Here is a 13579-nt window from a genome sequence, read left to right on the forward strand (position 1 = left end):
AGCGACAAAACACAAACCACCTCACCCTCAAGCAGGTTGCAGCACGCGAACAACGCTACGGCGAATCGAGGCAAGCAAACGCTCATGCCAGCGAGGGTTCTGAACAACTTCAGCCCGATAGAACGAAGGACACAAAGTCGCTGCATGCGCATTGGCCCCGCACAACCCACACCCCACACAGCCATCAATGACAGTAGCCACAGGATCCACCTTCAAAGGATCCGGGTTGTCCTTGAGAGTGAGCGTCGGGCAACCTGAGAGCCGGATGCAGGCATGGTCGCCGTTGCAGACGTCCTCGTCCACCCCGTACTTCACCCGCTCCACGCGCTTGCCCTTTTTCAGCAGGCCAGCCAGCCAGGGCTTGATGCGCCGCTGCCGTTCCAGCTGGCATTCACCCTCGGCGATGATGACCTTGAGGCCGTTGAAGTCGGAGGTGAAGGCGTCGATCAGCGTGCGGCGCACGTTCTCGACCTCGTAGGTGGTGACGGTGCGCAGCCACTGCACGCCCAGGCCCTTGAGCGTGGTCTCGATGGTCTGGTTGGTGTGCACCACGCTGTCGCGCTTGTCGACGGCGCCATCCTTGGCAGCGTCGCCGGGCGTGGAGATGATGTCCTGCGTGCCGGTGGCCGAGGTGTAGCCGTTCTTGAAGATCAGCAGCACAGCGTCGTCGCCGTTGAATAGCGCGCTCTGCACCCCGGTCAGCAGGCCGTTGTGCCAAAAGCCGCCGTCGCCCATGACGGAAAGCACGCGCCGGTTCATCATGGGCGAGACGCCGGCGCGGCTGGCCAGGCTCATGCCGTAACCCAGGATGGAGTGGCCGAAGGAGAAGGGCTCGAAGGTGGCCAGGGCGTGGCAGCCGATGTCGCCCGCGATGTGCACCTGTCCCACCTGCTCCTGCGCGAGCTTGAGTGCCGAGAACACCGGGCGTTCCGGGCAACCTATGCACATGCCCGGCGGACGGGCCGGCAGGGGCTGGCCGCTGTTCTTCGTGATCTCGGTGGCGATGGCGGCGCGGCGGTCGCGGTTGCCCTGCAGCCACTGCGGCACGGTGGCGGGCAGCAGTTCGGAGCGGTAGCGGCGCAGGAATTTCTCCAGGCCACCGGCCATGACCTCGGCCGAGTACTCGCCGGCCAGGGCCAGCATGTCCTTGCCGTGCAGCGGGGTCTGGATATCGGCGCGGCGCAGCATCGTGGCGAGTTCCTGCTCGATGTACTCGGGCTGGCCCTCTTCCACCATCAGCACGGCGCGTTTGCCGATGCAGAACTCGCTCAGTTCCTCGGGCACCAGTGGGTAGGTCACGTTGAGCACCAGCAGCGGGATGTCGGTCTGGCCAAAGGCATCGGCCAGGCCGAACTGCTGCAGGGTGCGGATGAGCGTGTTGTACAGGCCGCCCTGCACCACGATGCCCAGATCGCTGTGTTTGCCAGCGAACAGTTCATTGAGCTGGTGTTCGCGGATGTACTGGCGCGCGGCCGGCACGCGTTGTTCGCTCTTGAGCTTCTCGTGGCGGAAGGTCACGGGCGGATGGGCCAGGCGCTCGTAGTTGAAGGTCGCCGGTTCTTCCATCAGGTCGCGCGTGGACACCTTGGAGATGCGGTTGTCCTTGGCCTGGAAGCTGCCGCGCACATGGCAGGCGCGGATGCGCAGCTCCAGGATGGCCGGCATGTTGGAGGCCTCGGACAGGGCGAAGCCGTGCTCCACCATGTCGACCATACGGCCCAGCTCGGGCCGCGGGTCGAGCAGCACCATGCCGGACTTGAGCGCGTAGGCATGGGTGCGCTCCTGGATCACGCTGGCGCCTTCGCCGTAGTCCTCGCCCACGACGATGAGCACACCGCCCGTGACGCCCGGCGAAGCCAGGTTGGAAAGCGCATCGGCTGCGACGTTGGTGCCGACGATGGACTTCCAGGTCACGGCGCCACGCAGGGGGTAATGGATGGAGGCGCCCAGCATGGCGGCAGCGGAGGCTTCGTTGGAGCAGGCCTCGACGTGCACGCCGAGCTGGTCCATATAGGGCTTGGCCTGCACCATCACGTCCAGCAGGTGCGAGACCGGTGCCCCCTGGTAACCGCCCACATAGGCCACGCCTGACTGCAGCAGGCCCTTGGTGATGGCCAGAATGCCCTCGCCATGAAAGGTCTGGCCCTGGCCCAGCGCCAGGGACTTGATCTCCTGGCTGAATGAAACTTCCACGTGTCTTCCTCGGTGTTTTTTGGGGTCAGCGCGTGAGTGTGGCGCCTGGACGGTCATTCATCAATAAAATAACGTGACTATCGTTTATTAGATATATGCATATCAAGGACCTGGACCTGAACCTGCTGCGCGTGTTCGACGCGGTCTACCGCGCGCGCAAGGTGGGCCGGGCCGCCGAGATGCTGGACCTGACCCAGCCCGCCGTGAGCCAGGGCCTGACGCGCCTGCGCCTGCTGCTGAACGACCCGCTCTTCATGCGCGCAGCGGGCGGCGTGTTGCCCACGCCACGCGCCGAGCGCCTGGCGCCGGCCGTGCGCAGCGCCCTGGGCCTGCTGGAGCAGGCCCTGGGCGAGGCGGCGCAGTTCGATCCGCTGCTCTCGAACAAGACCTTCCGCATCCACATGAGCGACATCGGCGAGGGCCGTTTCCTGCCCGACCTCATGGTGGCGCTGCGTGAACGCGCGCCGGGCGTACGCATCGAGACCCTGCCGCTGCCGGCGGCCGGCATCGCCGACGCGCTGGACAGCGGGCAGATCGACTTTGCCTTCGGTTTTCTGCCCACCGTCAAGGACACGCAGCGTGTGCAGCTGCTCAAGGACCGCTACATCGTCATGCTGCGCGCCGGCCATCCCTTTGCGGTGGCGACGCGCCGGCGCAAGGGGGCGGGCCTGCTGGCCGCCCTGCACGAGCTGGAGTTCGTGGCCGGTCGCACCCATTCGGACACCCTGCGCATCCTGCAACTGCTCAAGCTGGAAGACCGGGTGCGCTTGACGGCCGAGCACTTCATGGTGCTGCCGGCCATCGTGGGGGCCACCGATCTGGCGGTGGTGATGCCGCGCAACATCGCCCAGGGTTTTGCGGCCAGCGGCGCCTATACCCTGATCGAGCCGCCCTTTCCCCTGCGCGACTTCACGGTCTCGCTGCACTGGAGCCGCCGTTTCGAGACCGATCCGGCCAACCGCTGGCTGCGCGAGACCCTCGTCGAGCTCTTTTCAGTGACCTAAGGCGACTGCCTACAATTCCGCATTCCCAGGAAAAACCACCATGAGCATCAAGAGCGACAAATGGATCCGCCGCATGGCCGAGCAGCACGGCATGATCGAGCCCTTCGAGCCGGGCCAGATCCGGCAGGACGCCGCCGGCAACAAGATCGTGAGCTACGGCACCAGCAGCTACGGCTATGACATCCGCTGCGCGCCCGAGTTCAAGGTCTTCACCAACATCTACAGCACGGTGGTGGACCCGAAGAACTTCGACGAAAAGAGCTTCGTGGACATCGAGAGCGACGTCTGCGTCATTCCGCCCAACAGCTTCGCGCTGGCGCGCACCATGGAGTACTTCCGCATCCCGCGCAATGTGCTGACCATCTGCCTGGGCAAAAGCACCTACGCGCGCTGCGGCATCATCGTCAACGTCACGCCCTTCGAGCCCGAGTGGGAAGGGTATGTCACGCTGGAGTTCTCCAACACCACACCGCTGCCGGCCAAGATCTACGCGGGCGAGGGCTGTGCCCAGGTGCTGTTCTTCGAGAGCGACAAGGACGATGTCTGCGAGACCAGCTACAAAGATCGTGGCGGCAAGTACCAGGGGCAGCGGGGCGTGACGCTGCCGAAGACCTAAGAGCTTTTATGCGGGCAGCGCCAGCCGCGCCGCCGCCAGATCCCAGCCGGCCCAGCCGCAGCTTTTGAACAGAACCGGCCCTGGCGGCCGGTTTTTCTTTGCCTGCAGCACATCTTGCAGGCTGGCAAAGCGGCTCACGTCCAGCCGGGCCTGCAGCAGATCGCCGGCCTCGTGGTCGGCGTCGCGGGTGTCCACCACCACCGTTCCGAGTTCCGCCAGGTGGCGACAAAGCTCCGGCGCCAGTTCCACCATGCGCGGCGTGAAGGCGCCGACGGCGGCGATGAAGGCGTCGGGCCGCGGTTCAGTCCGCAGCACCACGCCGCTGGCCGGGGTGCAGGTGACGACCAGCGGGGCTTCAGCCAGCGCGGCGTTGGGGTTGGCGATCACTTCGGCCTGCAGGCCCAGTGTGCGGGCATGGGCGGCCAGGGCTTCGGCGCTGGCCGTGCTGCGCGAGGCGATGAAGACCTCCTTCACACCCAGCCCGGCCGTAAAGGCTTCCAGATGCGCTTTCCCTTGCACGCCGGCCCCGACGATGAGCAGCGGTCCGTCTGGATTCGGCGCCAGGGTCTGGGCCGCCAGCAGGGAAACCGCGGCCGTGCGCCGGGCCGTGACTGTGGGGCCGTCCAGCACCAGGCGGCGTTCGCCGGTGGCGATGTCGAACACCACCACGTCGCCCTGGATGGCCGGGCGCCCCGTGCCGGCATTGGCGGGCGTGAAAGTGATGAGTTTGGTGATGGCCAGGCGGCCGTCCAGGGCCGGCATCACGAACAGGCTGCCGCCCCCGGGCAGGGCTTGGACCAGGCGGGCGGGAACCTGGACGGCCGGATCTTCCAGCAGGGCAGCGATTTCGGCCGCCAGGGCCGGGTAGGGCAGGCGCTCGGCCGTCCGGGCCGGGCTGAGCAGGGTCTCGGTCATAGAGAAGCACTGTAGCCGGGGCGGATGGCCCAGGAACGGGATATCGGGGATAATCGGGGTTTGCCCTTGGATGCAGGGGTGGCCCGCTATCGGTTAGATAGCACTATTTGGCTATGCCAGACCGATTTGAATACTGAACTGACCACCGCTCCCGTGACTTCGAACGAACTCACTGCCGACACCCCCATCATGGCCTTTGCCCAGCTGCAACTGGCCGCTCCGCTGGCCCGCGCTGTGTCGGAGATGGGTTACGAGTCCATGACCCCCATCCAGGCCCAGGCCATCCCCGTGGTGCTGCAGGGGCGTGACGTCATGGGCGCCGCCCAGACCGGCACCGGCAAGACCGCCGCCTTCGCTCTGCCGCTGCTGCAGCGCTTGATGAAACACGAGAACAGCTCTACCTCCCCGGCCCGCCACCCCGTGCGCGCCCTGGTGCTGCTGCCCACGCGTGAACTGGCCGACCAGGTGGCCCAGCAGGTCAAGCTCTACGCCAAGTACACCAATATGCGCAGCACCGTGGTGTTCGGTGGCATGGACATGAAACCCCAGACCCTGGAGCTGAAAAAAGGCGTCGAGGTGCTGGTGGCCACGCCCGGCCGCCTGCTGGACCACATCGAAGCCAAGAACGCCGTGCTCAACCAGGTCGAGTACGTGGTGCTGGACGAGGCCGACCGCATGCTGGACATCGGTTTCCTGCCGGACCTGCAGCGCATCCTGTCCTACCTGCCCAAACAGCGCACCACGCTGCTGTTTTCCGCCACCTTCTCGCCCGAGATCAAGCGCCTGGCCAACAGCTACCTGCAGGACCCGGTGACCATCGAGGTCGCGCGTTCCAACGCCACGGCCTCCACCGTGGAACAGCACTTCTACAGCGTGGGCGACGACGACAAGCGCCACGCCCTGCACCAGATCCTGCGCCAGCGCGGCATGAAACAGGCTTTTGTGTTCGTGAACAGCAAGCTGGGCTGCGCCCGCCTGGCGCGTTCGCTGGAGCGCGAGGGTCTCAAGACCACGGCGCTGCACGGCGACAAGAGCCAGGACGAGCGCCTCAAGGCGCTGGACGCCTTCAAGAAGGGCGAAGTCGACCTGCTGGTCTGCACCGATGTGGCCGCGCGCGGCCTGGACATCAAGGACGTGCCGGCGGTGTTCAACTTCGACGTGCCCTTCAACGCCGAAGACTACGTGCACCGCATCGGCCGCACCGGCCGTGCCGGCGCCTCGGGCCTGGCGGTGAGCTTCGTCTCGCCCAAGGACGCTCGCCTGGTGGCCGATATCGAGAAGCTGATCAAGACCAAGATCGAGCTGGAGCCTGTCGAGTACGACGAGGACAAACCCGACATCCGCCGCCAGGGCCGTTTCAACGAAGGCCGGCGCCTGTACGAGCAGACCGAAGAACGCAGCGAGCCGCGCGGTGAACGCCGCACGGCCCCGCGCGAGAGCCGCCGTCCGTCGGCACCGCCGCAGGACCCCTTCTTCAACCAGCCCTACGAAAGCACGGAGGCGGCGGCCGAACCGGCGCCGTGGGAAGCGGTGGCCAAGCCGGCCGGCCGTGTGGTGTCGGCCAATATCCGGCCCAAGCGCAAGGTGGCGGCGCTGTTCAACAAGAGCGAAGAAACGTCGAGCTGATCGGGGTCAGTTGCCGCGGCCTGCGGGCGTTTGCGCGGCTTCGCACTTCACCTGGACCAGTTCGTGTGCGCGGGCTGGCCCCAGGCGCAGCGCACTGAGGCAACCGCCCCAGACACAGCCCGTGTCCAGCGCCAGCACATCGGGCCGGTCCAGCCAGCCCAGCGTAGACCAGTGGCCGAAGGCCACGGTGATCCCGGCCGTACGGCGCGCTGGCACCTCGAACCAGGGCTGGTAACCCGCCGGCGCACCCTGCGCCCCCTCCTTGCTGGCGAACTCCATCTTCCCTTCAGCGGTGCAGAAACGCAGCCGTGTCAGCGCATTGACGATCACGCGCAGCCGTGCGTCGCCCTGCAAGCTGTCGTCCCAGCGCGCCGGTTCGTTGCCGTACATGCGACGCAGGAAATCCGGCAGGTCGGGACCGCGCAAGACGCTTTCCAGTTCATGTGCCAAAGCTATTGTTTTTGTAGCATCCCAGGAGGGCAGAACACCGGCGTGCACCATCAGGATCTCTTCGCCCTCGAAGGTCTCCCGCAGCGCCAGGTGCTGGTGGCGCAGCCAGTCCAGCAGGGCGGGGCGGTCGGGGGCCTGCAGCACGTCGGCGATCGTGTCGCTGCGGTGCGGCGGCCGTACGCCGTGGGCAATGGCCAGCAGGTGCAGGTCATGGTTGCCCAGCAGGCAGCGCGCAGCCTCGCCATAGCCCATGAGGCGGCGCAGCACGCCGGCCGAATCCGGCCCGCGGTTGACCAGATCTCCCAGCAGCCAGAGCGTGTCGCGGCTGGGCGAGAAGGTGATCTCCTCCAGCAGGCGCTGCAGGACGGTGTCGCAGCCTTGCACGTCGCCGATCAGGTAATGGGCCATGGGGTATTTCTGTGGAGTTACAGGAATTTTCGCATTCCGTGTGCTGCCCCTGTTCCGGGCCCGGCGGCTGCATTAGACTGGACCGCTCGTGGGTCGATGCGGGCGTACCGCCGGGGGCATCCGTGCATCCGCCGGGCCGCTTATACGAAGACAACAACACAGAGGGCGACATGAAAAACGCGTCGTTTTGGCGTAAGGACTGGCTGGTCGGCCTGCTGGTCTCCCTGGTGTTTTTCCTGGCCGCCGGCTCGGACCTGATGCAGAGCCTGGAGCGCAAGGCCTACGACCTCGGTGTGCTGGCCAGCACGCGGGTGCCCAGCGACAGGATCGCCATCATCGCCATCGACGACCAGAGCATCGCCAACCTGGGGCGCTGGCCCTGGCCGCGCGAGATCCATGCGCGTTTGATCGACCTGCTGGCCGAAGGGCAGGCCAAGGTGGTGGGCCATACCGTGCTGTTCACCGAGCCCCAGGTCGAGGCCGGTCTGGGCTATGTCGGCCAGGTCAGCCGCTGGCTCGATGCGTCTTCGATCCGCAACTCCGGCAACCCGGCACACCGCGCCGACCTGGCACGCCTGGAGGCGCTGCTGGAAGACGCTGCGCGCAAGCTCGACAACGACCGCAAGCTCGGCGAAAGTCTGGGCCGCAACGGCAGGGTGGAGCTGGCCATGTACTTCGAGCCCGGCGAACCGCAGGGCAAGCCCGACAAGCCCCTGCCTGACTTTGTGCAACGCAACCGGCTGACCCAGGTTCAGGCCGCGGCCTCGGGCGCACAGCCGGATCCTTCGCAGGGCGTCTTGCTGCCCATCCCCGTGCTGGGCAGCCAGGCGCAGGCCATCGGTCACCTGAACGTCTCGCGTGACGTGGACGGCGCCGTGCGCAGCGAGCCGCTGGTCATGGGCCACTACGGCGACTACTACCCGGCGCTCTCGCTGATGCTGGCGGCGCGCAGCCTGAACCTCAAGACCGAAGACATCCGGGTGCAGCTGGGCAGCGGCGTGCAGCTGGGCCAGCGTTTCATCAGCACCGACCCGACCCTGCGCATGCAGACCTTCTTCTACAGGGACGCCGGCGGCCGGCCGGCCTTCCCCGTGGATTCCTTCTACGACGTGCTCAGCGGCAAGATCCCGGCGGCCAAGTACCGCGACAAGATCGTGCTCATCGGCGCCTCGGCCGCGGGCGTGGGCACGCTGCAGGTCACACCCATCGCATCCAGCATGCCCTCGGTGGTGACATTGGCGCACACGGTCTCCAGCATCCTCAACGGCGACTATTTCCTCACGCCGACCTGGGGCACGCTGGCGCAGCTGGGCATCTTCCTGGCCGTGGCGCTTTACCTCATCCTGTTGTTGCCGCGCCTGAGCGCTGCCACCGGCGCGCTGGTGACGGGAGGCATCTTTGCGGCCCTGCTGCTCGCGCACTTCGGATTGATGACGATGTACGCCACCTGGCTGCCGCTGATGCTGCCAGTCGTGCTGCTGCTGGTGGGCCACCTGCTGCTGACCTCCAAGCACTTCCTGCTGGCCGAGGCGGGCAAGCAGAAGTCCGATGCCGAGTCTGCCGAGAGCAATCGCATGCTGGGCCTGGCTTTCCAGGGGCAGGGCCAGCTGGACATGGCTTTCGAGAAGTTCAGCAAGGTGCCGATGGATGACGGCCTGATGGAACTGCTCTACAACCTGGCGCTGGACTTCGAGCGCAAGCGCCAGTTCAACAAGGCCGAGGCGGTGTTCCGGCGCATGGCCGAATACAAGCCGAAGTTCCGCGACCTGCAAGCACGGCTGGCCCAGTCCAAGGCCATGGCCGAGACCGTGATCCTGGGGGGCGCCACTCGTGGCAACGACAGCACCCTGGTGCTGGACCGTCCCGGCGTGGCCAAGCCCATGCTGGGTCGCTACGAGATCGAGAAGGAGCTGGGCAAGGGCGCCATGGGCGTGGTCTACCTGGGCCGGGACCCGAAGATCGGCCGACTGGTGGCCATCAAGACCCTGGCCCTGGCGCAGGAGTTCGATGCGGACGTGTTGCAGGAGGTCAAGCAGCGTTTCTTCAGCGAGGCGGAATCGGCCGGGCGCCTGAGCCACCCGAACATCGTCACCATGTTTGATGCCGGCGAGGAACACGATCTGGCCTACATCGCCATGGAGTACCTCAAGGGCCAGGATCTGACGCCGCACATCAAGCCCGGGGCCCTGCTGCCGCTGCCGGTGGTGATGGGCATCGTGGCGCGCGTGGCCGAGGCGCTGGACTATGCGCACAAGCAGAACGTGGTGCACCGCGACATCAAACCCGGCAACATCATGTACGACCCCGCGACCGACACCGTCAAGGTGGCCGACTTCGGGATTGCGCGCATCACCGACTCCAGCAAGACCCGCACCGGCATGGTGATGGGCACGCCGTCCTATATGTCGCCCGAGCAGCTGGCCGGGCACAAGGTGAGTGGCGCCTCCGATCTTTTTTCGCTGGGGGTCATGCTCTACCAGCTGGCCTGCGGACGCCTGCCTTTCGATGGCGACTCCATGGCGCAACTGATGTACCGCATTGCCAACGAGGCGCCGGTGGACATCCTGACCGTGCGCGCCGATCTGCCGCCCTGTCTGGTGGCCATTCTGGACAAGGCCCTGGCCAAGCAAGCCGAGGCGCGTTATGCCAGTGGTGCCGCACTGGCCGAGGCGCTGCGCCAGTGCGCAGCCACATTGCCCAAGCCGGCCTGGGAGGCAACGGTGCCGGCGACCCCGGGCACGGGACCGGCCTGGTCCGACACGGTGCCTGGGGGGCCGGAGTAGGGGGAAGGTACAGTCCGGTGATCTCCACTTTGTTACGGGATCCATGGAATTCCTGCTGATCGCCTTGCTGATCGTCCTCAACGGCCTGTTCGCCATGTCCGAGCTGGCGCTGGCCGCCAGCCGCAAGGCCCGCCTGCTGGCCATGGCCGAGGCCGGGGACGGCGGTGCCCAGAAAGCCCTGGAACTGCTGGACAACCCCAACCAGTTTCTTTCCACCGTGCAGGTGGGCATCACCTCGATCGGCGTGCTCAACGGCATCGTCGGCGAGGCCGCCTTCAGCATCGACCTGGCGGTCTGGCTGGAGGAGCTGGGCGCGACCGAACGCGCGGCCGGCATCACCGCCACGGCCCTGGTGGTGGCCATCATCACCTTCCTCACCATCATCTTCGGCGAGCTGGTGCCCAAGCGCATCGGCCAGCTCTATCCCGAGACGGTGGCGCGCTGGATGTCGCGTCCCATGCACTGGCTGGCCATTGCGGCCAAGCCCTTCGTCAAGCTGCTGGCGGCTTGCACCCAGGGGGTGCTCAAGCTGCTGCGCATCCCTACCGACGTCAACCGCAGCATGACGGAAGAGGAAATCCGCCACAGCCTGGAGGAGGGCGTGGACGCCGGCGTGATCGAACAGCAGGAGCACCAGATGGTGCGCAACGTCTTCCGCCTGGACGACCGCCCGCTGACTTCGCTGATGGTGCCGCGTGCCGACATCGACTGGCTGGACGCTTCGCAAAGCGTGGCGCAGAGCCTGCAGCACGTGGGCCAGGCCGGCCAGAGCGGCGCGCATTCCTGGTACCCGGTGTGCCGCTGGTCGCTCGAAGACGTGGTGGGCGTGATCAGCGTGGGCAAGCTGCTGGCGCTGGGGCCGGCGACCGAGGGCACGATCGAGGCGCATGCGCAGCCCGCCGTCTTCGTGCCCGAGACGCTCTCGGGCATGGAACTGCTGGAGCAGTTCCGGCAACGCTCCGGGCGCATGGTCTTCGTGGTCGACGAGTATGGTGTGGTGCAGGGCCTGCTGACGCCGGGCGACCTGTTGGAGGCCATCACCGGCGAATTGCAGCCGGTGGCGCAGGTCGACGCCTGGGCCACCGAGCGTGATGACGGTACCTGGCTGCTCGACGGCATGATCCCGGTGGACGAACTCAAGAGCCGCCTGGAGATCCGGGACCTGCCGGACGAAGAGCGCGGGCGTTACAACACGGTGGCCGGCCTGCTGCTGTCCGTCAGCGGCCACCTGCCGCACACGGGCGAGCGCATCGTCTGTGCCGGCTGGGAGTTCGAGGTGGTGGACCTGGACGGCCGGCGCATCGACAAGGTGCTGGCCCGGCCCGTTACTGCCAGCTGACGATGCGATTGCGCCCGGCGCGCTTGGCGGAATAGAGCGCCTCGTCGGCCTGCTTGATCAGCGCCTGCACGTCGTCCGTTTCGTGCAGCTGGGTCACACCCACGGAGAGGGTGGCCGAGCACCAGGTCTCATTGAAGGGATGCTTGATCTGGCCGAAGTCGTGGCGGATGCGGTCCAGCACTTCCACGGCCCGCGGCGCGTCCGCCGCCGGCAGCACCACCAGGAACTCCTCGCCGCCGTAGCGGCCGATGATGTCGGTCTTGCGCAGGCGCTGGCTGAGGAACCAGGACAGGCTGCGGATCACCTGGTCGCCCATGGGGTGGCCGTAGCTGTCGTTGATCTTCTTGAAATGATCGATGTCGATCATCGCCACCGCCAGGGGGTGTTGCGCGCTGCGCGCCTGCTGGATGGCCGTGGCCAGTTTGTCCTTGGATGTGCGATGGTTGTACAGGCCCGTGAGGCTGTCGCGCTCCATGGCCCGGCGCAGGGCCCGGTAACGTTCGATCTTGCTCTGCACGATGGCGTTGAGCACCACCGGGTTGTAGGGCTTGGTGAGGAAGTGGTCGCCCCCGAGCCGCAGTGCCTCGATCTGCAGCGGCACGTTCGTGTCGCCGGACAGGTAGACGATGGGGATGGAGAGGAACTCCGGGTGCTGGCGTATCACCCGGGCCGCCTCGACGCCGGTGCAGCCCGGCATGAACATGTCCATCAGGATCAGGTCGGGCTGGAACTGGGCCAGGCAGTCCAGCACCTCATGGGGATGGGCGATGGCATGGGTCTCGATGTCGCACATGGCCAGGGTGCGCTGGATCGATTTGCTGGCAGTGATGGAGTCTTCCACCACCAGTGCCCGATAAGGGGCTTCCTGCTTGCCGCTGCACAGTTCGATGAGCTTGGCCAGGATCAGCGGCTGGGCGGTTCCGGCCGGAAAACAGAAGTCGCTGCCGGCCGACAAGGCCAGGCGCAGGCTGTCGAAGTCGCCCGCGAGCTCGTGCACCAGCAGGGTGCTGGCGGCAAAGCGCCCACGCAGTTGCTGGAGCTGATCGACCGTTTGCTGGGTGCTCTGGCCGTGGGCGTTGAGCAGGACGATGGCCGGTTCGTCGCCCAGGCCGGGCAGGTTGCGGACCTGATGAAATTCGGCGTCGATGTTGAAGTAGCCCAGTTGCAGTGCCAGTTCCTGCCACGTGGCACCACTGCTGCCGAACAGCCAGATGCGGTGGCGTGGGGCGACGTCCAGCAGCGGGGTCGTGACGGTCTGGGTACGGCGCTCCATCACCGGCCGGCGCTGACCGTCGATGAAGTCTGCCACCCGTGCCCCGAGTTCCTGCACGCGCTGGTCCAGGTCGGCCAGGGTGGCCGGCGCGATGGTGGCATCGGGGCCGATGTCGAGCAGGGCGAGCGCCTGTTGCTCCAGGCTGCGTGAGATCTGGTTCAGTCCCGACAGTCCCTTGCCATGCAGGAACTCGGTGAAGCTGGAGAGGGAAACGGCAAACTCAAGCAGCGGGTCAGTGCCGGGCGCGGCCAGGAAGGCCTGCCAGCCGGCCGCCAGGGCCGTGCTGCGTTTCAGGAGTTCTTCGGGGGAGCAGGACATGGCCGCGGTGGCGTTCAGCGACCCCGCCGGGCGGATGTCGTCGTCGTGCAGTTGGCCATCTCGGCGCAGGCGGGACCGGCAAACCGGCGGCGTGGGGCTGGAGACGGCTGCATGGACAAAGTATAGGGCGTGTCCGGGGCCACGCGCAGGCGCCGGCCCGGTGGCTCAGTCGGTGCCGGAGGGCTTGCGCAGGCTGTCGAGCAGCGGCTCCAGGTGTTGATAAAGGGACAGCACGAGCCAGATCGCCGCTGCCAGCGTACCCAGGATGAAGAGCCAGTCGTAGATCTTGCGCAACTCGGCGCCGAGCAGGCCGCCGAGCAGCAGCAGCAGCACGGGATGCGCCGCCGGCACGATGATGACGGTGGCCAGCGGCAGCACGAAGCGGCCGGCCTGCAAGTGCCAGCCCCCTTGTTTGTCCAGTTCCAGCGCGGCGCGTTGGCTCAGCAGCCAGAGCAGCATCAGGGCGCTGCCATATCCGAGAAAGCGCACCAGATTGGCGGCCGTGAGCTTGAGCGCGGTGATGCTGGTTTTCTGGAAGAAGGCCAGCTCACCGAGGGCGGCACCCAGGACCAGGGTGACCACGATGACCAGCAGGTAGCGGATCCACCAGGCGGCGTTGTTGTTCATTTCATTGCTCCGAGACGTTTGCACCGG

At 66.6% G+C, this 13579-nt stretch carries 10 protein-coding genes; 5 read left to right on the top strand and 5 right to left on the bottom strand.

What is annotated here, in order from left to right; translation table 11 throughout:
* Window positions 1-27 precede the first annotated feature (27 nt).
* Window positions 28-2193 (bottom strand): thiamine pyrophosphate-dependent enzyme, encoded by a 2166-nt coding sequence (locus AO057_RS07280; protein WP_057675002.1) that lies wholly within the window; start codon window positions 2191-2193, stop codon window positions 28-30.
* Window positions 2194-2288: 95 nt separating this feature from the next.
* On the opposite strand from AO057_RS07280, the gene AO057_RS07285 reads away from it, so the two are divergent.
* Window positions 2289-3197 (top strand): LysR family transcriptional regulator, encoded by a 909-nt coding sequence (locus tag AO057_RS07285; RefSeq protein WP_057675003.1) that lies wholly within the window; start codon window positions 2289-2291, stop codon window positions 3195-3197.
* Window positions 3198-3237: 40 nt separating this feature from the next.
* On the top strand, window positions 3238-3813 hold the full coding sequence (gene dcd / locus AO057_RS07290) for a dCTP deaminase (protein WP_057675004.1): 576 nt from the start codon (window positions 3238-3240) through the stop codon (window positions 3811-3813).
* A 6-nt stretch (window positions 3814-3819) separates the two neighbouring features.
* Here dcd and AO057_RS07295 read toward each other — a convergent pair whose 3' ends face one another.
* Window positions 3820-4728 carry a delta(1)-pyrroline-2-carboxylate reductase family protein gene (locus AO057_RS07295; RefSeq protein WP_057675005.1) on the bottom strand — a complete coding sequence of 303 codons (909 nt, stop codon included), beginning with the start codon at window positions 4726-4728 and terminating at the stop codon, window positions 3820-3822.
* A 189-nt stretch (window positions 4729-4917) separates the two neighbouring features.
* On the opposite strand from AO057_RS07295, the gene AO057_RS07300 reads away from it, so the two are divergent.
* Window positions 4918-6354: a DEAD/DEAH box helicase gene (locus tag AO057_RS07300; RefSeq protein ID WP_057677205.1), complete on the top strand. Its 1437-nt coding sequence runs from the start codon at window positions 4918-4920 to the stop codon at window positions 6352-6354.
* Window positions 6355-6360: 6 nt separating this feature from the next.
* On the opposite strand, the gene AO057_RS07305 is transcribed toward AO057_RS07300, so the two are convergent.
* Window positions 6361-7212, bottom strand: coding sequence for a symmetrical bis(5'-nucleosyl)-tetraphosphatase (locus AO057_RS07305; protein ID WP_057675006.1), 852 nt, complete (start codon window positions 7210-7212; stop codon window positions 6361-6363).
* Window positions 7213-7382: 170 nt separating this feature from the next.
* On the opposite strand from AO057_RS07305, the gene AO057_RS07310 reads away from it, so the two are divergent.
* A complete protein-coding gene (locus AO057_RS07310; protein WP_082605449.1) occupies window positions 7383-9995 on the top strand; it encodes a CHASE2 domain-containing serine/threonine-protein kinase in 2613 nt (870 codons plus the stop codon).
* A gap of 43 nt (window positions 9996-10038) precedes the next feature.
* Window positions 10039-11334, top strand: coding sequence for a hemolysin family protein (locus AO057_RS07315; RefSeq protein ID WP_057675007.1), 1296 nt, complete (start codon window positions 10039-10041; stop codon window positions 11332-11334).
* On the opposite strand, the gene AO057_RS07320 is transcribed toward AO057_RS07315, so the two are convergent.
* Window positions 11321-12925 carry a GGDEF domain-containing response regulator gene (locus tag AO057_RS07320; RefSeq protein WP_156404491.1) on the bottom strand — a complete coding sequence of 535 codons (1605 nt, stop codon included), beginning with the start codon at window positions 12923-12925 and terminating at the stop codon, window positions 11321-11323. The two genes, AO057_RS07315 and AO057_RS07320, sit on opposite strands and share 14 nt — an antisense overlap.
* A gap of 165 nt (window positions 12926-13090) precedes the next feature.
* Window positions 13091-13552 (bottom strand): hypothetical protein, encoded by a 462-nt coding sequence (locus tag AO057_RS07325; protein ID WP_057675008.1) that lies wholly within the window; start codon window positions 13550-13552, stop codon window positions 13091-13093.
* Between the last annotated feature and the right edge of the window lie 27 nt (window positions 13553-13579).

Origin of the sequence: Curvibacter sp. PAE-UM (assembly GCF_001432305.1) — a bacterium.
GTDB lineage: Bacteria > Pseudomonadota > Gammaproteobacteria > Burkholderiales > Burkholderiaceae_C > Hylemonella.

Excerpts from the sequence above, each read along its gene's own strand:
- AO057_RS07285 (WP_057675003.1), top strand. The coding sequence starts at position 2,289 with ATGCATATCAAGGACCTGGACCTGAACCTGCTGCGCGTGTTCGACGCG.
- dcd (WP_057675004.1), top strand. The coding sequence starts at position 3,238 with ATGAGCATCAAGAGCGACAAATGGATCCGCCGCATGGCCGAGCAGCAC.
- AO057_RS07295 (WP_057675005.1), bottom strand. The coding sequence starts at position 4,728 with ATGACCGAGACCCTGCTCAGCCCGGCCCGGACGGCCGAGCGCCTGCCC.
- AO057_RS07300 (WP_057677205.1), top strand. The coding sequence starts at position 4,918 with ATGGCCTTTGCCCAGCTGCAACTGGCCGCTCCGCTGGCCCGCGCTGTG.
- AO057_RS07305 (WP_057675006.1), bottom strand. The coding sequence starts at position 7,212 with ATGGCCCATTACCTGATCGGCGACGTGCAAGGCTGCGACACCGTCCTG.
- AO057_RS07310 (WP_082605449.1), top strand. The coding sequence starts at position 7,383 with ATGAAAAACGCGTCGTTTTGGCGTAAGGACTGGCTGGTCGGCCTGCTG.
- AO057_RS07315 (WP_057675007.1), top strand. The coding sequence starts at position 10,039 with ATGGAATTCCTGCTGATCGCCTTGCTGATCGTCCTCAACGGCCTGTTC.
- AO057_RS07320 (WP_156404491.1), bottom strand. The coding sequence starts at position 12,925 with ATGTCCTGCTCCCCCGAAGAACTCCTGAAACGCAGCACGGCCCTGGCG.
- AO057_RS07325 (WP_057675008.1), bottom strand. The coding sequence starts at position 13,552 with ATGAACAACAACGCCGCCTGGTGGATCCGCTACCTGCTGGTCATCGTG.